The sequence below is a fragment of the Hoeflea sp. BAL378 genome (genome assembly GCF_000759435.1).
In the GTDB taxonomy this organism is placed as follows: domain Bacteria; phylum Pseudomonadota; class Alphaproteobacteria; order Rhizobiales; family Rhizobiaceae; genus Hoeflea.
This window is the reverse complement of record NZ_JRJG01000002.1, coordinates 43,935-62,414: the sequence shown is the minus strand read 5'-3', so window position 1 is coordinate 62,414 and position 18,480 is coordinate 43,935. Positions and strand designations below refer to the sequence as shown.

The 18,480-nt window shown below is 65.3% G+C and carries 19 protein-coding genes; 13 read left to right on the top strand and 6 right to left on the bottom strand.

The window, feature by feature from the left end:
* The first annotated feature begins 213 nt into the window (after window positions 1-213).
* The 5 genes from ribH to LL06_RS00970 all read left to right on the top strand — a co-directional run bounded on the left by ribH (window position 214) and on the right by LL06_RS00970 (window position 5,697).
* Window positions 214-669: a 6,7-dimethyl-8-ribityllumazine synthase gene (ribH, locus tag LL06_RS00990; protein WP_035521130.1), complete on the top strand. Its 456-nt coding sequence runs from the start codon at window positions 214-216 to the stop codon at window positions 667-669.
* A gap of 2 nt (window positions 670-671) precedes the next feature.
* On the top strand, window positions 672-1,178 hold the full coding sequence (nusB, locus tag LL06_RS00985; RefSeq protein ID WP_035521196.1) for a transcription antitermination factor NusB: 507 nt from the start codon (window positions 672-674) through the stop codon (window positions 1,176-1,178).
* A 5-nt stretch (window positions 1,179-1,183) separates the two neighbouring features.
* Complete coding sequence (locus tag LL06_RS00980; RefSeq protein ID WP_052161076.1) at window positions 1,184-2,425, top strand: MFS transporter; 1,242 nt, start codon at window positions 1,184-1,186, stop codon at window positions 2,423-2,425.
* Window positions 2,426-2,668: 243 nt separating this feature from the next.
* Window positions 2,669-4,822: a sodium-translocating pyrophosphatase gene (locus LL06_RS00975; protein WP_035521129.1), complete on the top strand. Its 2,154-nt coding sequence runs from the start codon at window positions 2,669-2,671 to the stop codon at window positions 4,820-4,822.
* A 113-nt stretch (window positions 4,823-4,935) separates the two neighbouring features.
* Entirely contained in the window at window positions 4,936-5,697 is a 762-nt protein-coding gene (locus LL06_RS00970) for a DUF4239 domain-containing protein (protein ID WP_035521192.1), read from the top strand.
* A gap of 19 nt (window positions 5,698-5,716) precedes the next feature.
* Here the strand turns inward: LL06_RS00970 and LL06_RS00965 are convergent, their stop codons facing one another.
* A complete protein-coding gene (locus LL06_RS00965; RefSeq protein WP_052161074.1) occupies window positions 5,717-6,223 on the bottom strand; it encodes an outer membrane protein assembly factor BamE in 507 nt (168 codons plus the stop codon).
* A 136-nt stretch (window positions 6,224-6,359) separates the two neighbouring features.
* On the opposite strand from LL06_RS00965, the gene LL06_RS00960 reads away from it, so the two are divergent.
* From LL06_RS00960 to LL06_RS00935, 6 genes are all read left to right on the top strand, one after another.
* The gene (locus LL06_RS00960) at window positions 6,360-6,926 is read left to right on the top strand and encodes a ubiquinol-cytochrome C chaperone family protein (protein ID WP_035521127.1); all 567 of its coding nucleotides are present in this window, start codon (window positions 6,360-6,362) and stop codon (window positions 6,924-6,926) included.
* Window positions 6,910-7,473, top strand: a complete 564-nt coding sequence (locus tag LL06_RS00955; protein WP_035521126.1) for a YceD family protein — start codon at window positions 6,910-6,912, stop codon at window positions 7,471-7,473. The genes LL06_RS00960 and LL06_RS00955 overlap by 17 nt, the downstream gene beginning before the upstream one ends.
* A gap of 96 nt (window positions 7,474-7,569) precedes the next feature.
* Window positions 7,570-8,628 carry a phosphate acyltransferase PlsX gene (plsX, locus tag LL06_RS00950; protein WP_035521125.1) on the top strand — a complete coding sequence of 353 codons (1,059 nt, stop codon included), beginning with the start codon at window positions 7,570-7,572 and terminating at the stop codon, window positions 8,626-8,628.
* Window positions 8,629-8,637: 9 nt separating this feature from the next.
* Window positions 8,638-9,609, top strand: coding sequence for a beta-ketoacyl-ACP synthase III (locus LL06_RS00945; RefSeq protein ID WP_035521124.1), 972 nt, complete (start codon window positions 8,638-8,640; stop codon window positions 9,607-9,609).
* Between the two features lie 167 nt (window positions 9,610-9,776).
* Window positions 9,777-10,106, top strand: a complete 330-nt coding sequence (locus LL06_RS00940) for an integration host factor subunit alpha (protein ID WP_035521123.1) — start codon at window positions 9,777-9,779, stop codon at window positions 10,104-10,106.
* A gap of 256 nt (window positions 10,107-10,362) precedes the next feature.
* A complete protein-coding gene (locus LL06_RS00935; RefSeq protein ID WP_035521121.1) occupies window positions 10,363-10,920 on the top strand; it encodes a MerR family transcriptional regulator in 558 nt (185 codons plus the stop codon).
* A 54-nt stretch (window positions 10,921-10,974) separates the two neighbouring features.
* Here the strand turns inward: LL06_RS00935 and LL06_RS00930 are convergent, their stop codons facing one another.
* Together LL06_RS00930 and LL06_RS00925 are read right to left on the bottom strand one after the other, a co-directional pair.
* Window positions 10,975-11,178, bottom strand: coding sequence for a hypothetical protein (locus tag LL06_RS00930; protein WP_035521120.1), 204 nt, complete (start codon window positions 11,176-11,178; stop codon window positions 10,975-10,977).
* Window positions 11,175-12,173: a LysR family transcriptional regulator gene (locus tag LL06_RS00925; protein WP_052161073.1), complete on the bottom strand. Its 999-nt coding sequence runs from the start codon at window positions 12,171-12,173 to the stop codon at window positions 11,175-11,177. Before LL06_RS00925 ends, LL06_RS00930 begins: the two co-directional genes overlap by 4 nt.
* 170 nt (window positions 12,174-12,343) lie before the next feature.
* Between LL06_RS00925 and LL06_RS27140 the strand changes: the two genes are divergently transcribed.
* Both LL06_RS27140 and LL06_RS00915 read left to right on the top strand, forming a co-directional pair.
* Window positions 12,344-13,483 (top strand): GNAT family N-acetyltransferase, encoded by a 1,140-nt coding sequence (locus LL06_RS27140; RefSeq protein ID WP_152599441.1) that lies wholly within the window; start codon window positions 12,344-12,346, stop codon window positions 13,481-13,483.
* Window positions 13,484-13,495: 12 nt separating this feature from the next.
* Window positions 13,496-13,765 (top strand): hypothetical protein, encoded by a 270-nt coding sequence (locus LL06_RS00915; protein ID WP_035521119.1) that lies wholly within the window; start codon window positions 13,496-13,498, stop codon window positions 13,763-13,765.
* Between the two features lie 148 nt (window positions 13,766-13,913).
* Here the strand turns inward: LL06_RS00915 and LL06_RS00910 are convergent, their stop codons facing one another.
* The 3 genes from LL06_RS00910 to dnaN form a co-directional block, all read right to left on the bottom strand.
* The gene (locus LL06_RS00910) at window positions 13,914-15,572 is read right to left on the bottom strand and encodes a pilus assembly protein (protein WP_035521118.1); all 1,659 of its coding nucleotides are present in this window, start codon (window positions 15,570-15,572) and stop codon (window positions 13,914-13,916) included.
* Window positions 15,573-16,006: 434 nt separating this feature from the next.
* A complete protein-coding gene (locus LL06_RS00905) occupies window positions 16,007-17,101 on the bottom strand; it encodes a site-specific integrase (RefSeq protein ID WP_035521117.1) in 1,095 nt (364 codons plus the stop codon).
* 178 nt (window positions 17,102-17,279) lie between these two features.
* Window positions 17,280-18,425, bottom strand: a complete 1,146-nt coding sequence (gene dnaN / locus LL06_RS00900; protein ID WP_052161072.1) for a DNA polymerase III subunit beta — start codon at window positions 18,423-18,425, stop codon at window positions 17,280-17,282.
* Window positions 18,426-18,480 lie beyond the last annotated feature (55 nt).

The window sequence follows — 18,480 nt, the reverse complement described above, 5'->3', positions numbered from 1 at the left end:
CGCAAGCCTCGGATCCTTTCGCCGACGGGCGACCGCCAAGCCGCGCCGGCTGTCCCGGACAACAAAAATCCCCGGCCGGCGGGCCCGCGGCCATTTGTGCTTGCCAAGCGGCGGACAAAGTGGTTTGACCGCCGCTCTGATCCGATCCAATGTCCGGTTCCGTTCTGGAGCCCTCGAGGCGCGCCCCCGCGGCCCGCAAGAAGGAAAGCCGTCATGGCGAAGACCAAGTCCCCGCATCTGTTGATTGTCGAAGCCCGGTTCTACGACGACATGGCCGACGCGCTGCTCGATGGCGCCACCTCGGCGCTCGACGCCGCCGGCGCCAGCTACGACGTGGTCACCGTCCCCGGCGCGCTGGAAATTCCGCCCGCCATCGCCATGGCGCTCGACGCGATGGACGAGGGCGGGACCGAATATGACGGCTTCGTCGCGCTCGGCGTCGTCATTCGCGGCGAGACCTATCACTTCGAGATCGTCTGCAACGAATCCGCGCGTGGCCTGATGACGCTGTCGGTGTCGGAATCGCTGGCCGTCGGCAATGGCATCATGACCACAGAGACCGCCGAGCAGGCCTGGGAACGGGTCAAGAAGGACAAGCTCGACAAGGGCGGCTTCGCCGCGCGCGCGGCGCTGACGATGATCGCGCTGAAAGACAATCTGGCGGGTTGATCGTGGTTCCTGAAAACACCCCAACGCCGTCCGCCACGCCGGAAGTCAAAGCCGCCAACCAGCGCGGCGCCGCCCGCCTGGCCGCGGTGCAGGCGCTCTACCAGATGGACATCGGCGGCGCCGGCGTGCTCGAGATCGTCGCCGAATACGAAGCCCACCGGCTGGGCGGCGAGATCGACGGCGAGCAGTACCGTCCCGCCGACGCGGCTTGGTTCCGCGCCGTCGTCTCGGGCGTGGTCGAGAACCAGCGGACGCTCGACCCGGCGATCCGCGCCAGCCTCACCGAGGACTGGCCGCTGTCGCGGCTCGACACCACGCTGAGGGCGATCCTCAGGGCAGGGGCCTGGGAGCTCTGGGCCAAGAAGGATGTGCCCGTGGCCGTGATCGTCAATGAATATGTCGACGTGGCGCGCGCCTTTTTCGAAGAGGACGAGCCCAGGATCGTCAACGCCGTTCTCGACCGGCTGGCGCGCAATTATCGCGGCGATCCGAAGCCCGGCAAGGACTGACGGCGATGACGTTTCTCGACCGGGTCGGACTGAACGGCACGACCGACGCCGAGAACCTGGCGCGCCGCAACGCGCTCCTGCTGTCGGCGTCGCAGGCCTTTGGCGGCGCGGCGGCCCCGATCGCCATTTCCATGGGCGGTCTCGCCGGCTTCTATCTTCTGGGCGCGGACAAGTCGCTCGCCACCGCCCCGGTCACCGGCTTCAATCTCGGCGTCGCCATCGGCGCGCTGCCCGCTGCCTGGCTGATGCGCCAGGTCGGCCGCCGCCATGGCTTCCTCTCGGGCATGGTCATGACCGCGCTCGGCGGAATCATCGCCGCCATCGCCCTGTTCCGGCACGAATTCTGGCTGTTCGCCTTCGGCATGGCCTTCATCGGCCTGGGCGGCTCCTTCGTGCAGCAGTACCGCTTCGCCGCCGCCGACGGCTCGCCCACCAATTTCAAGGCGCAGGCGATTTCATGGGTGCTCGCCGGCGGCGTCTTCGCCGCCATCATCGGGCCGCAGACGGTGATCTTCACGCGCGAACTGTTCGCGCCGGTGATGTTTGCCGGCTCCTTCCTGGCGCTGCTGCCCTTGGCGCTGATCACCATGGGCATCCTGTGGTTCCTGCGCATTCCCAACGACACCCGGCCCGGCGACCACGGCCATGACGAGACGCCGGCGCGGCCCTTGACCGCGATCATCCGCCAGCCGCGCTTCATCACGGCGATGGTGTGCGGCGTCGGCTCCTACGCGCTGATGACCTTCATGATGACTGGCGCGCCGCTCGCCATGGTCGGCTGCGGCTTCTCCCCGGAACTGGCCACGCTCGGCATCCAGTGGCATGTGATGGCGATGTTCGCGCCGAGCTTCTTCACCGGCAAGCTGATCGCCCGCTTCGGCCGCGACACCATCACCGCGACCGGCCTTTTCATCCTGCTCGGCTGCGCCGTGGTCGCCCATATGGGTCTGGAACTGTGGAACTTCTGGCTGGCGCTGGTTCTCCTCGGCATCGGCTGGAACTTCGGCTTCATCGGCGCCACCACCATGGTCACCTCGACCTACCGGCCGTCGGAGAAGAACAAGGTGCAGGGCTTCCACGATGTCACCCTGTTCGGCATCGTCGCCTTCTCCTCGCTGATGTCGGGCAAGGTGCTCAACGCCTGGGGCTGGGACGCGCTCAACAGCCTGTTCTGGCCGGTGGCGGCGTTCTGCCTGCTGGTTCTGGGCACCCAGGTGCTGTGGGAACGCCGCCGGTCCTTCCCCTAGGACTTTAGGCTAGGCTGTTCCGGACACGGTTCCAAATCCGTTGTTTCCCCATGTTTCCCAGCGCTTATTGGCCGTGCCCGGGCAATAAGGCAGCCTCTGCTCTTGACGTTGACCCGCCCGTGTCGCAATCATCCGCCGCGATGCGGCAGGGGGTGTGGGCATGTGGTTCGGGCTCCTTTCGCCGCAAGGGTACTTGGCCGGGGGGACATCCTCTGATTCCGGTCACATTGGAGGGAAATCAGCATGACAATTCTTTTTGCTGTGATCGCCTGTGGATTGCTGTCCGTTGTCTACGCCATCTGGGCCACAAGCTCAGTGATGGCTGCCGATCAGGGCAACGCACGCATGCAGGAGATCGCCGGCTATATTCGTGAGGGTGCTCAGGCCTACCTGAACCGTCAGTACACAACCATCGCCCTTGTCGGTGCGGTCGTTTTCGTCATCACCTGGCTCTTGCTCGGCGCCACCGCCGCGATCGGCTTCCTGATCGGCGCGGTGCTTTCCGGCGCCGCCGGTTACATCGGGATGCACGTGTCGGTCCGCGCCAATGTGCGCACGGCCCAGGCCTCCGCGGTCAATCTCGCCTCCGGCCTCGACATCGCCTTCAAGGCGGGCGCCATCACCGGCATGCTGGTGGCCGGCCTCGCGCTGCTCGGCGTCGCGGTCTACTACTGGGTTCTCACCGGCCCGATGGCGCTGGCCTCCGACAGCCGTCAGGTCATTGACGCTCTCGTCGCCCTCGGCTTCGGCGCATCGCTGATCTCCATCTTCGCCCGTCTCGGCGGCGGCATCTTCACCAAGGGCGCCGACGTGGGCGGCGACCTCGTGGGCAAGGTCGAAGCCGGCATTCCGGAAGACGACCCGCGCAACCCGGCCACGATCGCCGACAACGTCGGCGACAATGTCGGCGACTGCGCCGGCATGGCGGCCGACCTGTTCGAAACCTACGCGGTGACCGTCGTCGCCACCATGGTTCTCGCGGCCATCTTCTTCGGCGGCACGGACGTCCTCGGTTCGGCCATGCTCTATCCGCTGGCCATCTGCGGCGCCTCGATCATCACCTCGATCGTCGGCACCTTCTTCGTCAAGCTCGGCCAGAACGGCTCGATCATGGGCGCTCTCTACAAGGGCCTGATCGTCACCGGCCTGCTGTCGATCATCGGTCTGGGCGGCGCCACCTCGCTGACCATCGGTTGGGGCGAGATCGCCGTCATCGAAGGCATGTCGATCACCGGCACCGCGCTGTTCACCTGCGGCATCATCGGCCTGATCGTCACCGCGCTCATCGTGGTGATCACCGAGTACTACACCGGCACCAACAAGCGCCCGGTGAACTCGATCGCCCAGGCCTCGGTCACCGGTCACGGCACCAACGTGATCCAGGGTCTCGCCGTGTCGCTGGAATCGACGGCCCTGCCGGCGATCGTCATCGTTGGCGGCATCATCTCCACCTACCAGCTCGCAGGCCTGTTCGGCACCGGCATCGCCGTCACCGCCATGCTCGGCATCGCCGGCATGATCGTGGCGCTCGACGCCTTCGGCCCGGTCACCGACAACGCCGGCGGCATCGCCGAAATGTCGGGTCTTCCCCCGGAAGTCCGCCAGGCCACCGACGCGCTCGACGCGGTCGGCAACACCACCAAGGCCGTCACCAAGGGCTACGCCATCGGCTCCGCCGGTCTCGGCGCGCTGGTGCTGTTTGCGGCCTATTCGAACGACCTGAAGTTCTTTGCCGCCCGGGCAAACGCCGAAGGCTCGACCCTCTATCCTTACTTCAAGGACATGGGCGAGATCTCGTTCGATCTGTCCAACCCCTACGTGGTTGCCGGCCTGATCTTCGGCGGCCTCATCCCCTACCTGTTTGGCGGCATCGCCATGACAGCCGTGGGGCGGGCCGCAGGCTCGATCGTCGAAGAAGTGCGCGCCCAGTTCAAGGCCAAGCCCGGCATCATGGCGGGCACAGAGAAACCTGACTACGGCCGCGCCGTGGACATCCTGACCAAGGCCGCGATCCGCGAAATGATCGTGCCGTCGCTGCTGCCGGTTCTGGCTCCGCTGTTCGTCTACTTCGGCGTCCTGCTGATCTCCGGCTCCAAGGCCTCGGCCTTCGCGGCGCTTGGCGCCTCGCTGCTGGGCGTGATCGTCAACGGCCTGTTCGTCGCCATCTCGATGACCTCGGGCGGCGGCGCCTGGGACAACGCCAAGAAGTCCTTCGAGGACGGCTTCATCGACAAGGACGGCGTCAAGCACGTCAAGGGCTCCGACGCGCACAAGGCGTCGGTGACCGGCGACACCGTCGGCGATCCCTACAAGGACACCGCCGGCCCGGCCGTCAACCCGGCCATCAAGATCACCAACATCGTGGCCCTCCTGCTGCTGGCCGTGCTCGCGCACTAAGCCGGACAGGGCGTCAAGGCCCACATCGAAAGCCCCGCGGAGATGAGTTTCCGCGGGGCTTTTTTGCGTCTATGGTCGAGACCTTGGAGAGGGACCCGGGCGGAGGCGTCGCAATGATCACGGCCATGCTGGAAGGCACCGGTTTCATCGTCGGCACCGCGCTGCTGACGGTCCTCTGCTATCTGGCGGCGCGCTGGCTCGCCGGCGGCGATCCGGAGCCGCCGACCAAGGATCTGGCGGGGTCGGTGATCTTCCGGGTCTCGGCGCTGCACGGCCTGATCTTGGCGCTGGTCTTCGCGCAGGAGATGGTGGAGTACCAGTTGCTCAAGATCGACAGCACCATCGAGGCCAACGCCCTGGCCGATGTCTATTTCGATGCGCGGCGGTTCGACGCAGAGACGGCGTCGCAGGTCCAGGACCCGGTCAACGCCTATCTCGACCTGGTCGTGACCAGGGAATGGGATCACCTCGGCACGGAGCGCCGCCTGTTCGGCCCGGCCTGGGGGGAGTGGGACAAGGCCTACGAGGCCATCCTCAATCTCGAGCCGTCAGGCAAGCGCCAGGAGAGCCTGCGCGCCCACATGCTCGACCGCATCCATCTGGTCTCGGAAACCCGGGTCAAACGCGAGAACCATGCCGAGAACACGCTCAACGGCATCTTCTGGTTTGCGGCGCTGGCGGGCGTGGTGGTGATTGCGCTGGCCTATTATTCCTACCCGGTGACGCGGCACAACCTGGCCCTGATCGCCCTGTTCGGCGCCTTCACCGGCCTCATCCTGTTCTTTATCTTCGCCTTCTCCAATCCCTACCGCCCGCCCGGCGCCATCGGCACCGGGCCCTATCAGCGGCTGATGGAGCAGATTGCGCGGTCCTGACCGGACGAAGGAGCGGGTCTTATCCGCCGAAGATCGAGCGGGCGACCGCGGCGCCGGTGCCTTCCTGGCTTCCCGCGCCGGACAAGACCTGGGCCAGGAAGGACTGGTCGAGACCGCCGGTCGGCGTGGTCCGGGAAATCATGTCGAACACCCTGCCGTCCTTCAGCGTGTAGTTGGCAATCTGCTTGACCGTGTCGTCCTCGTCGAAATAGACCGCAAGCACCGACTGCTCGACCAGTCTCGGCTTCATGAAATTGGCGGCGCGCACGCGTTTCTGCGAGACGTAGTAAAAGACTTCATTGTCGAAGGTCGCCGTGGTCGACGGGGTGCCGAGCGACAAGAGCACCTGTTCGCGGCTCGAGCCGACGGGGGTCAGATCCAGCGCGGTCTGGTCGACCACGTAGCCCTGGTTGAACACTTCGCTGGTCGAGCAGCCGCTGAGCGCGATCATGGAGACGACCGCAACTGCGGCTCCGAGACGCAAGCTCCGTCCGGTTGCCTTGAAATCTCTTATCGTCAACGACATCTCCCTTTGGCGAGCGTGCTTACCTGCCGCAGCCATTGCGTTTTGCGTTTCATTCGGTAAACCAGCTTCCGCACGGATGCAACATCCCAGTCTCCCGCAGTCGCGATGATATCCAACGGCCATTGAAGGCAATTTCATGATCTGGAACCTGTTCAAGCGAAAAAAAGCCAATCAGGCTCTGGTTGGGCTGCAATATGAACATCTTACCGCGGCTGCGCGGTCTCCGGCCTTCTACCGTTCCATGGATGTGCCCGACACGGTCATGGGCCGGTTCGAGATGATATCGGTGCATCTGCTGCTGTATTTGCGCCGGACCAGCGGGTCTGGCCCGGCGGCGCAGGGAATTGCCCAGGAGATCGTCGACGCCTTTTTCGAGGATGTCGACCATTCGATCCGCGAACTGGGCGTGGGCGACGTGGGCGTGCCCAAGCGTATGAAAAAATTCGCCCGCATGTTCTACGGCCGCGCCAAATCCTATGGCGACGCACTCGATGCCGGCGACGAGGTTGGCCTGGCTGCGGCCCTGCGCCGCAACATCCATCCCGATGCGCCCGGCGACGCGCCCTCGATGCAGCCGCTGGCCGCCTGGATGGCGCGGACCGCGCGGCAGCTCGAGGCCGTGGAAGAGGAAGCGCTGGCCGCCGGCCGGCTGGTGTTCCCCGCCGTTGATTTAGAGAGGTCAGACCATGACGCACCCAGGTGACGACGAATTCTCCTATCCGGTCAAGGTCGGCCACATCTCGGCCAACCCGTTCACGGTCCGCATTTCCGCCGATCCCGCCGACCTGGCGCGGCTCGCGGCGCAATGGGGCGTGCGCGACGTGCGCTCCTTCGAGTCCGAGATCGTGCTGGGGCGCTGGAAGCGCGACGGGGTGCGGGTGAAGGGGCATGTCAGCGTGTCCATCGAGCAGGACTGCGTCGTCACGCTCGAACCGGTCGCCCAGCAGATCGAGGAGGACTTCGAGGCGCTTTACCTTCCCGAGAACTCGCGGCTCGCCAAACGCGCCCATGACGGCAGCGCCGAGATGTTCCTCGATCCGGAGGGGCCGGACGCGCCCGAGACGTTTTCCGGCGATTCGATCGACGTCGGCGCGGCGGCGGCCGAGTTCGCGGCCCTTGCGATCGATCCCTATCCGCGTAAACCGGGGGTCGAGTTTTCCGACCGGATCGAAAGCGACCCGGAAACGGACAAAAAACCGTCACCTTTTGCCGTTTTGCATGGCCTGAAGCGAGATGATTCCGCCAGTTAGCGGCCTGTGCGGCGACAAAGCAGTTGTGCCCGGATCGAAAACGGGTATTTTCTGCCCACAAATTCGGCCCGAAGAGCCGAGGATTAAGGACGGGGCGTGATTAGGATAGCGGTTGATCTGATGGGGGGCGATCATGGCCCCAAGGTGGTCGTACCCGGTGTCGCCAAGGCGTTGGAGCGCCACCCGGACATCCGTTTCACCCTGTTCGGCCTGGAAGCCGAAAGCCTTGCCGTGCTGGAGCGGTTCCCCGCCCTTCGCCAGGCGTCGACCTTCGTTCCCTGCGAGATCGCCGTCAGCATGGACGACAAGCCGAGCCAGGCGCTCCGGCATGGGCGCTACCGCTCGTCGATGTGGCGCGCCATCGAGGCGGTCAAGACCGGCGAGGCCGACGTCTGCGTCTCGGCCGGCAACACCGGCGCGCTGATGGCGATGTCGCGGTTCTGCCTGCGCACCATGGCCAATATCGACAGGCCGGCGATTGCCGCCATCTGGCCCACCGCGCGCGGCGAAAGCATCGTGCTCGATGTCGGCGCCACGATCGGCGCCGACGCGCAGCAGCTCATCGATTTCACCATGATGGGGGCCGCCATGGCGCGCGCCCTGTTCGAGATCGACAAGCCTACCGTAGGGCTGCTCAATATCGGCGTCGAGGAGATCAAGGGCCAGGAGGAGGTCAAGGAGGCCGGCCGCCTGATCCGCGAGGCGGCGATGCCGAGTTTCGACTATTACGGCTTCGTCGAGGGCGACGATCTGGGCAAGGGCACCGTCGATGTCGTCGTCACCGAGGGCTTCGTCGGCAATGTCGCCCTCAAGACCGCCGAGGGCACCGCCCGCCAGATCGCCGGCTATCTGCGGGCCGCGATGTCGCGGACCCTGATGGCCCGCATCGGCTATGTCTTCGCCAAGGGCGCCTTCGACCTGCTGCGGGAGAAGATGGATCCGGGCAAGGTCAATGGCGGCGTGTTTCTCGGATTGAACGGTATCGTCATCAAGAGCCATGGCGGCGCCGATGTCGAGGGCTTCGCCGCGGCGGTGGATGTCGGCTACGACATGGTCCGCAATGGCCTCAAGGCCAAGATCGAACACGACCTCAATCTCTATCACACGCGCCGGGCATCGCTTTCCGTTCCCGCCGTGGACAGCTCTTCCAGCTAGGATGTCAGAATGATCCGTTCAGTAGTCCGTGGTTTCGGGGCTCATCTCCCCGAGCGCATCATGAAAAACATTGATCTGGAAGGCGTGGTCGAAACCAGCGACGACTGGATCGTGCAGCGCACCGGCATCCGCCAGCGCCACATCGCAGGCGAGGGCGAAACCACCGCCTCGCTCGGCGAAATGGCCGCGCGCGCTGCGCTCGCCCGCGCCAACATGACGCCGGCCGATATCGATCTCATCATCTGCGCCACCTCGACGCCCGACAACACCTTCCCGGCGACCGCGGTCAACATCCAGAACCGGCTCGGCATGCACCATGGCGCGGCCTTCGACCTGCAGGCCGTCTGCTCGGGCTTCGTCTTCGCCATGACCACCGCCGACACCTATATCCGGACCGGCATGGCCCGCCGGGTGCTGGTCATCGGCGCGGAAACCTTCTCGCGCATCCTCGACTGGAGCGACCGCACCACCTGCGTGCTGTTCGGCGACGGCGCCGGCGCGGTCGTGCTCGAGGCCGAGGAAGGCCAGGGCACGATGGCCGACCGCGGCATCCTGACGGCGCATCTGCGCTCCGACGGCGCCCACCGCGAGAAGCTCTATGTCGATGGCGGCCCCTCGACCACGGGCACGGTCGGGCACCTGCGCATGGAAGGGCGGGAAGTTTTCAAGCATGCCGTCGGCATGATCACCGACGTGATCGAGGCGGCCTACGCCGCCACCGGGCTCGGCTCGGCCGACATCGACTGGTTCGTTCCCCACCAGGCCAACAAGCGGATCATCGACGCCTCGGCGCGCAAGCTCGGCATTGATGACTCCAAGGTGGTCATCACCGTCGACCATCACGGCAACACCTCCGCCGCGTCGATCCCGCTGGCGCTTGCCGAAGCCGCGGCGGACGGCAGGATCAAGCCGGGCGACCTCGTCCTGCTCGAGGCCATGGGCGGCGGCTTCACCTGGGGATCGGTGCTTTTGCGCTGGTGAGACAGGCCTGCAAACGGAACATTAACCCCCACACAGGCCTTTTTCGCCATTTGCGGAGCAATACACTGCCACGCCATGGAGTTGCTTGACGTTGAGCGGCATGATCCATAAAGTTAATACAATTCATTTACGGGCGGCGGGGAAGCTGACCAGTCTGGTTGGGAATTATGAGCGGCAAAACGATCACCAGGGCTGATCTCGCAGAAGCGGTGTTCCGCAAGGTGGGGCTTTCGCGAACCGAGTCCGCAGAGCTTGTCGAAATGGTCATCGATGAAGTGTGTTGCGCCATTGTCCGCGGCGACAGCGTCAAGCTTTCCTCCTTCGCAACCTTTCAGGTGCGCGAGAAAAAAGAGCGGATCGGCCGCAACCCGAAGACCGGCGAGGAAGTGCCGATCAGCCCGCGCCGGGTGATGACCTTCAAGGCCTCCAACGTGCTCAAGAACCGGGTCCTCAAGGGCCATGTCAGCCGCAAGGTGAAGGGCAAAGCCAAGCCCTGAGCAGGCGCCACGGCGGGTCCCGCCACGTGTGTCTCCATTGGAAAACCGGGCCGGCATCCGCAATCGCCTTCCGCCGCACTTGATCTTTCGTCCGCAAGCCCCTGAAATGGAAACGGCATCGGCGCCATCGGCGGCGATTCGCAATGCCCTGGCTTTGGTGACGGTTTGCAAAGCCGTCGGGCCGGTCGGGCTGGGAAGAGAACATCTGGTGCGCGCAAAGCCTGTCGTGCGGCGCTGACAAGGACGGAGTGGGACATTGGACAAGAGCCCTGACGCGTTCCGGACGATATCGGAAGTGGCCGACGACCTCGACCTGCCGCAGCATGTGCTGCGCTTCTGGGAAACCCGCTTCACCCAGATCAAGCCGATGAAGCGCGGTGGCGGCCGGCGTTATTACCGGCCCGACGACATCGATCTGCTCAAGGGCATCCGCAATCTTCTCTATGACCAGGGCTACACGATCAAGGGCGTGCAGAAGCTTCTCAAGCAGAACGGCAACAAGTTCGTCATCGCCATCGGCGCCGGAGACATGGCCGCTGTCGAGGCCCTGTCGGCGGGCATGGCCGAGGACAAGCCGGCGCCGCAGCCGGCGCCGCCCGCCATGGACGACGACCAGTTGGTGGGCAAGGCGCGGCGGCCGTCCACCCGTCGTTTCTTCGGCCTTGGAGGCGAGGGCGGCAAGCCCGATCACGAGGCGTCCGACGGCGCCATCGGACCGGCCGTGGGCGGGCTTTCGCGCGACGACCGCGCGCTTCTCCAGGAAGCACTCTACGACCTGCTCGAATGCAAGCGGTTGCTCGACCAGGTCCGCTGACCGCGACCGGGATCGTGCGCCGGATCGGGGCTCCGGTCGACAAGGCGGAGCGGCCTAGTTGAGCAGCGACTGGCGCACGCTGCGGGCTTCCTCGAGGGCGGCTTCGAGATGCGCCTCGACCTCGATCAGGCGTTTCTCGCGGGCGAGCGCCAGCGCCATGTCGAGCTGCATCATCACCATGGCGAGACGGTCGAGCTCGTTCTGCGTTTCCAGCGTGACGATTTCGGGGGGAGGGGGCGAGCGACGGCGCGTTGTCATGAGCGTGCTGTGAACCCCTCGAAATAGGATTGGAGATCCTTGCGCGAAAACCGTTCCTCGATCTCTTCCGGTGACAGCGAGTCCGGTCCGAACCACGGGAACTTCCGCTCGTCGAAACTGTCGGTGAGAAAGTCGATGAACGCGCGGTGCCTGGCGCTCTTGGCGACTTCGGGATGGGTCGCGAGCCAGATGTCGACCCGGAAATCGAAGCCCAGATCGATGTGCTCGACATCGCCGCCGATGGCGCGAGCGTAGCTCGGCATCAGCCCGATGCCTGCGCCCTTGGCGATCGCCCAGTAATGCGCGGAGGAGAAATTGGTCTTCATCCGCACCATGCGGTCGGCGATCTGCGGGCCGAAGATCTTGTCGAGTTCATAGCCCCGGAGCTGATCGGTCTGCTGTTCGACCACGCGGTGGTTGACCATGTCGGCGACGGTCTTCGGGCGGCCGAATTTCTCGAGATAGCTCAGGCTGGCGAAGGGTTTGAGATGCAGGTAGCCGAGCCGCTTGACGATGAGCTCGGGCCTGTTGGGCTTTTCGAGCTGCACCGAGATGTCGGCTTCCATGCGCAGCACGTCGACCGAACGCATGGCGCATTGCAGTTCGATCCGGTTCTGCGCGCCGGTCTCGTTGATGTAGTCGACGATGCGCGGGGTCAGCCAGAAGGACCCCAGCCCCTCGGTGATGGCGAGCCGGATCGGGCCGCTGGCCTCGCGCTCGGCCAGCGCCGCCACGCGCCACATGTCCGACACCGAGCTTTCCACATCGCGCGCGGCGAGCACCACCCGGCGGCCCTCGTCGGTCAGCCGGGCGCCTTCGGATTCGCGGTAGAGCAGCGGGTAGCCGAGCTGGTCCTCGAGCCGGGAAATCGTCCGGCGTGCGGTGTTGACGGAAATGCCCAGCTCCTCAGCCGCCTTGCGGAAGCTGTAGAGCCTCGCTACGGCGAGGAAAACCCGGATGCTGTTCCAATCGGCGTTGCGCCATTGGTGTTCCATGGGTGGAACTCTCTGTAACACTATTTGCCAAAGTCAAACCGCCGGAACCCGGCTACGCTTCCCTCAAGCTAAATAAGGGGGCTGCAACCATGTCTGCCACACCACAAAATAGTTTTTTACCTGCAAATGCAAGCGGGTTGACCGCGGAAGCGGCCCTGGAGGCCGAACGCATGCACCGCGCCGCCGCGCTGGTCACCGTCACCAACCGGCTCGATCCCGCAGACGTGCCGCGGCTGCTCGAGGCCGCCGGCAGGGTGATCGGCCGCCTGGCCACGCCCGAGACCGTCATTCGCGTGGGCGAGAAGAACCCCGACGCGATCTGGCTGTTCGCGCGACGCGGCCGCTCCCGGCCCGAGGGCTTCATGTCGGCGCTCCTGCTCAACGAGGCGGGACGTTCGGCGCTGCTCGACGGCACGCTGAACCTGCTCGACCCGCAGACCGACTATCTCGTCAGCCAGCACGAGCGCCCGGCCGCCATCTATGTCTGGGCCAGCTTCACGCCGGGCGTGCTGGCGGCCGGCATCAACCGCGTCATGGACCGGTTCGATTCCCCCCATTACGCCGAGGCCGACGTCATCTCCACCTCGCTCACCCTCCGCGGTCACCGCGCCATGGTGCGCCGCGGGTTCGAGCACGGCGTCTGGCACGAAGGCCGTTTCCTCGAGGATTTCTACATGATCCCGCGCCGGCCGAAGACGCTGCGCGAGCGCCTGCCGAGCTACGCCACCCATGATCCGGTGATCCGCCCGACCGGCATCCGCGTCGTCAACGGCTTCGACGACATGATGCGCGTGGCCGCCGTCCGTTCGGCGGTCTATATCGGCGAACAGGCCTGCCCCTATGACGAGGAGTTCGACGGCAACGATCTGGCGGCGACCCATCTTCTGGCGCTGATCGACAACGAACCTGCGGGCTGCATGCGGCTGCGGTTCTTTGGCGAGTTCGCCAAGCTGGAACGGCTCGCCGTGCGCAAGGAATTCCGCAAGTCGCGGACCGCCTTCGAGCTGGTCCGCGCCAGCGTCGCCCTGTGCAGGGAAAAGGGCTACAGCCGCCTCTATGGCCATGCCCGCGAGGACTATCTGCCCTTCTGGCAGCATTTCGGCTTCAAGCTCAAGGAAAACGGCGCGCCCTTTGCCTTCTCCGACCATGTCTTCGTCGAAATGCTCGACACGATCGAGCCCTCGCCGACCGCGTTGTCGTTGAGGGACGATCCCTACCGCCTGATCCGGCCGGAAGGCGCCTGGCATGTGCCCGGGCCGCTCGAACTGTCGGCCGCGCGGCAGGCGCATCTTCCCAGTCCGCAGATCTGAAAGGCGTCCATCATGCATTCAGCCGACGCAACCTCCTATGCGTGGATCATTCGTACCCTTGTGACCTGCAGGGAGGAGGCGGATCGTCTCAAGCTGGGCGATCTGAGCAACCTCATCAACATGGCGGTGCTGCAGACGGCGCTCGACTGGGAGGGCGAGGAACCTTCCAATGGAAACGAAACCAGCCTTGACGCGTTGTTGAGACTGAAAATGAAACTCGCGTTTTCGGAACGGAGCGACAATGTCGTCCTTCTGAACTCGAAAACCGCCGGGGAAGCCTAACGACCTGCGGTTTGCCGGGCGGGCGCAAGGGTTGACGCCACCGTTCGCGGCGCGCCTGTCCGGTTTTTTCAAGCGGCCCCGGGAGATCTTCCCGGGGCCGTTTTGGCGAGGCTGACGTGATGGCAGGCGCAGGGCACTTGGACGAGGATCAGGATGTCAGCCGCAGCTTCACCACACCCTTCCTGATGGTTTCGAAGATCGGCGCAAGCTGGGTTCGCGACGGCGCATCGAAGAAATGGGCCTTTGTCGTGGCGCATTCCGCTAGCAGGGTGCCGGTGCTGACATCGGGCTCCTCGAGCCGGATCGTGTAGATCTCGATGCCGTCCTTCTTGGCGTTGGTGCAGGCGGAGAGCGTCTTGCTGTCGAGGGCGTCGTTGGTCTGGCCGGTGGAGGCCGAGGTCAGGTTGTCCAGCCGCCCGTCCACCAGATAGCCCATGCTGGTGTAACCCGAGCCCAGATCGTTGTTCAGGTTGCCGAAGGAATTCTGCCCGTCCGTCAGGAAGATCATGATCTTCTCCACCGAACTGTCGCTCTCATCGGCGCCATCGGAGAACGGCTCGCGGCTCGACAGCGCCCGCCAGCCCCACATCACCCCTTCGAGCATGTTGGTCGAGCCGTTGGCCTTGAGCTTCTTCACCGTCGACGTGACCGTCGCGAAATCAGTGGTCAGCGGCACCACCGGCTCGATCTCGCAGCCGAAGCCGGGCCCTTTCGGGTCGGATTTGTTGGAATAGAACTTGGACGGCGAGAAATCGGGCTTGGGCTTGCTCCACTTCATGACCAGGGCCATGGCGTCCTCGGCATTTTTCGGCTTCTTGTAAGTGCCGGTTTTGCCGTAGCGCTCGAGGCGTTGGACCGAGGGATCCGACGCGTCCTCGCCGTTGTCAGCGCCGGATTTGGCGCCCTTGCCCTTGCCGGCGATGGGCACCCCGGCATCCGGCAGGTAGGAATTCGGGTAGGACCAGGGGTCGTCCGGCTCGTCGGGCGCGAAGAAGGGAACGAAGAGCGACTGCTTGTCCGCCGCGTCGGGCGCGATGTCGCTGACATCGTAGTGCTTCTTTCCGTTCGGCACGCGTGTTTCGACGCATCCCGGCCACTTGACGCCAAGATGCTTGAACATGGCGAAGCGGCTGAAGCCCGGGGGCAGGTCCGATTGCGGGATCGGCGCTTCCGCATCCTGGTCAAGCCAGCGCGCCGCCGCTTTCGTCACCTTTCCCGCGCCGTTGATCTCGGGGCCGTGGTCGGCGCCGACATTGACGAAGCCGGCATAGGGCACCAGCGCGAATTTCAACTGTTCTTTCTCGAGGCCCAGAGCCGCCATGTCGGTGACAAGGCCGATCACCGCGTTCTGCAGCGAAACCAGCTTGCCGCCCGCCATGGAGCCGGTGGTGTCGAGCACCAGCGCGATTTCGTATTTGGTGTAGGCGACGGTCGCTTCCGCGTCGACGTTCACCGGCATGCTCTTCCTGCCCATGAAGCCGCCGAACACGAGCGGCACGTCGATGCCGGCCTGGACTGCCGCCACGCCATTCGTCATGCTGACGCTGACCTGGGCGGCGCTGAAGCCGTAATTGCCGGCGACGGTCTGCTGCGCTATCGCAAGCGCTTTGTCCTGGGTGATCTTGCCTTCGCCGGCGACCGCCAGCACCGCGGCATCCGCCGCGTTCTGCAGTTCGCTCCTCTGCACGCTCAAGCCGACATAATCCACGGCCAATCCGCCCGCGAGCATGGCCGGCACCGCGAGAATGGCGAAAGCCATTCCGAAATTGCCTGAGGTGTCGGTAAGGATGTGATTGAGCCTGCCCATCGATGAAAACCTTTTCCTGCTGCAGTCGCTACCGCTGATGACGACCATTCTTGCAGTGTAGTCTCTCGTCACGGCGGCCCCGAAGATGTCGGATTCAGACTAGGTTCTATGGCTAAACAATTTGTTGCTAAAATAGCCTCATATGTCTGCTTTGCGATGTTTCTGGACGGGTGCAAGGCTTTCATCGCAAATGCGGTGGAAACCGAGACAGGCGCGGACGTCTGCGTCCCGCGCCGCAACCGGAGACGGACGGGGCAGGGGTCACGGCGGCAGGCGCGGGGAACGCGCTTTCCTAGGTTTTTATCCCGCTCCGGCCATTTTGCCCTTGCCCGCAAAATCCCGATGTTCTAAGGCCTTCCCCAGTCGGAGCGTAGCGCAGCCCGGTAGCGCACTTGTCTGGGGGGCGGTATCCCCTGATCCGATTTACTCAACAATCATTTGTGTTTAGCCAGCCCGGCCTCGCCGTCGGTGGGCTTTCGCGTGGGCATTTCGGCCGCGCCCATGGCATCCATCCGGCGCTTGGCATCGGCTGCTGTGACGTGGGCGTAGCGCATCGTTGTCTCGATGCTTGAGTGGCCCAGGATGATCTGCAGGGCGCGCATATCGCCGGTGGCGCGCAGGAACCGGGTGGCGAAGGTGTGGCGCAGATCGTGAAACCGGAAGTTCACCACACCGGCCTTCTTGCACACCCGCGCGAAGTGGCTGTTGAGCGCTTCCTCCTCCACCGGGGCGATGTCACCGCGCTTGTGGTGGATCGAACCGCGGCGGATCCGGTGAGTAAAGACTCGCGCGTGAGCGCGAGGCAGCGGCCAGAGCATGGCGCGCAGCGCCGACGACAGCGGGACGTGCCGGGTCTTCTCGCCCTTGCCGGTGATGACGATATACTCGCCATGCCAGTCGATCAGCCGCCATTCGAGATCCAGGCATTCGGCCAAGCGACAGCCCGACAGCATCGAGAAGCGGCAGAGCTCGGCATAGCCGGGCGCGAGGTGGGCAAACAGAGCAGCCTCCTCTTCGGCGGACAACTCGCGCATCACCTCCTGCCGCTCGCGCAGCATGTGGTTCTTCCAGGTGATGTGCGGCGCCTCCACCTTCCACACGTCGCGGGCGCGGGTGATGACGGCGCGCAGCCGGGCGGTGGCGGTGCGGTTGACCGTGGCCGGCGAGATGCCGTCGCCCCGACGGGCGGCCACCATGGCGGCCACGTCCTGGTCAGTCACCGATGCCAGTAGCCGGGTCTTGCCGAAATGCCGCTCGAGCCACGCGAGATCGTAAAGGGTGGAATCGGAGTTCGTGTGGTGCTCGCCCACCTCGAGCCAGTAGCGCGAGATGGCCGCGCCCAGCGTCAGGCCTTGCGCTGGCTGTCCGGCGCGCTTCCGCGCTTCGGTGCGGGCTTCGTCCTTGAGCCGGGCTTCGGTGCGTTCCGCCTCGCGGCGCGTCGTTGCGCCAGTATTTCCTGAATATCTGTGACCCCGGACCGTGAAGTCGTAGGACCATGTGTCTTGCCCCGGGCGTTTCCAGATCGACATTTGCGCTCTCCCACATAGGCCTCAAGGTCTGCCGGGTCGAACCGCCGGCGCGGCCGCCTGTCGCCGGCGCCGACCTCGACGTAGGGCAGATCTCCGCGCGCCACGATCGCGGCGAGCGTGTCGACCGATATCGAAAGAAAGGCCGCTGCCTTCGCCGGTGTCAAGAGCGGGGTCATGGTCACACCCTCATCGGCATCAGGACAAAGGTCATCTCGATCGCCTCGTGCTCCTGGTGCACGGGCGCGAAGCGGGCGGGGGCGCCGGGGCCAGCCATGGTCACGGTGGCGCGGCCGGTCATGTGGGCCAGCATCTGGGCCAGGTACTTGGCATTGAAGCCGATCTCCACGTCCTCGCCGTCTTCGGCCTCGACGCTCATGTCCTCGCGGCCGTCGCCGGCGTCCGGGTTGACGACCGTCAGGTCGAGCGTGTCGCGGCCCCAGCCCATCTTCACCGCGCGGCCGCGCTCGGACGAGATGGTGGAGACGCGGTCAACGGCTTCGCCGAGCGCCGCCACATCGAAGCGCCAGCGGTTGGCGCCGCCCTCGGGGATGACCCTTGGGTAATCGGGAAAGGTGCCGTCGATCAGCTTGGAGGCGATGCGGACCGCACCGGTCTCGAAGGTCACCCGGTTCTCGCTCACCGCGATGTCAAGCACCGCGTCCTTCGGCGCCGCCGCCAGCGCCTTGGAGACGAGATCCACGGTCCTGGCGGGGATGATCACGCCGGGCATGCCCTCGGCATCCGCCACGCCCGCCAGCACGGCGCGCGCCAGGCGGTGGCCGTCGGTCGCCACCGTGATCAGGCTGCCGCCCAGCTCGTGCATGTAGACGCCGTTGAGATAGTACCGCGTCTCCTCGGTGGAGATGGCGAAATCGACGCCGGCCAGCATCGCGGCGAAGCGGGCGGCGGTGAGGGAGAACCGGGTCTCGAGCGCGCCGGACTTGTCCTCGAGCTTCGGCCAGTCGGCAGCGGGCAGGGTGGAAAGCTGGAAGCGCGAGCGGCCGGCCGTGAGCGTCATCTGGCCGTTCTTGCCCTCGGCCAGCGTCACCTCGCAGCCCTGCGGGATCTTGCGCAGGATGTCGTGGGTCAGCGCTGCCGGAACGGTGATGCCGGCATGCGCCTTCGGCTGGCAGCCGAGGCCGGTCGCCACCGTGGTCATCACGTCGAGATTGGTGCCGGACACGGTGAGGCCCGTCTCGCACGACTCCAGCAGCAGGTTGGCCAGCACCGGAATCGTGTTGCGCCGCTCGACGGCGCCGAACGCCGTCTGTACCGCAGCCAGCAGCGCCTCGCGCGGCGCGGTGAGGGTGAAGGGGGCGGTCATTCTGGGTAGCCGTTGTGATTGGTTACGATGTTGCGTGCCTGGGCCTCGGGAACGT

Excerpts from the sequence above, each read along its gene's own strand:
- ribH (WP_035521130.1), top strand. The coding sequence starts at position 214 with ATGGCGAAGACCAAGTCCCCGCATCTGTTGATTGTCGAAGCCCGGTTC.
- LL06_RS00980 (WP_052161076.1), top strand. The coding sequence starts at position 1,184 with ATGACGTTTCTCGACCGGGTCGGACTGAACGGCACGACCGACGCCGAG.
- LL06_RS00975 (WP_035521129.1), top strand. The coding sequence starts at position 2,669 with ATGACAATTCTTTTTGCTGTGATCGCCTGTGGATTGCTGTCCGTTGTC.
- LL06_RS00970 (WP_035521192.1), top strand. The coding sequence starts at position 4,936 with ATGATCACGGCCATGCTGGAAGGCACCGGTTTCATCGTCGGCACCGCG.
- LL06_RS00965 (WP_052161074.1), bottom strand. The coding sequence starts at position 6,223 with ATGTCGTTGACGATAAGAGATTTCAAGGCAACCGGACGGAGCTTGCGT.
- LL06_RS00960 (WP_035521127.1), top strand. The coding sequence starts at position 6,360 with ATGATCTGGAACCTGTTCAAGCGAAAAAAAGCCAATCAGGCTCTGGTT.
- LL06_RS00955 (WP_035521126.1), top strand. The coding sequence starts at position 6,910 with ATGACGCACCCAGGTGACGACGAATTCTCCTATCCGGTCAAGGTCGGC.
- LL06_RS00945 (WP_035521124.1), top strand. The coding sequence starts at position 8,638 with ATGATCCGTTCAGTAGTCCGTGGTTTCGGGGCTCATCTCCCCGAGCGC.
- LL06_RS00940 (WP_035521123.1), top strand. The coding sequence starts at position 9,777 with ATGAGCGGCAAAACGATCACCAGGGCTGATCTCGCAGAAGCGGTGTTC.
- LL06_RS00930 (WP_035521120.1), bottom strand. The coding sequence starts at position 11,178 with ATGACAACGCGCCGTCGCTCGCCCCCTCCCCCCGAAATCGTCACGCTG.
- LL06_RS00925 (WP_052161073.1), bottom strand. The coding sequence starts at position 12,173 with ATGGAACACCAATGGCGCAACGCCGATTGGAACAGCATCCGGGTTTTC.
- LL06_RS27140 (WP_152599441.1), top strand. The coding sequence starts at position 12,344 with ATGCACCGCGCCGCCGCGCTGGTCACCGTCACCAACCGGCTCGATCCC.
- LL06_RS00915 (WP_035521119.1), top strand. The coding sequence starts at position 13,496 with ATGCATTCAGCCGACGCAACCTCCTATGCGTGGATCATTCGTACCCTT.
- LL06_RS00910 (WP_035521118.1), bottom strand. The coding sequence starts at position 15,572 with ATGGGCAGGCTCAATCACATCCTTACCGACACCTCAGGCAATTTCGGA.
- LL06_RS00905 (WP_035521117.1), bottom strand. The coding sequence starts at position 17,101 with ATGTCGATCTGGAAACGCCCGGGGCAAGACACATGGTCCTACGACTTC.
- dnaN (WP_052161072.1), bottom strand. The coding sequence starts at position 18,425 with ATGACCGCCCCCTTCACCCTCACCGCGCCGCGCGAGGCGCTGCTGGCT.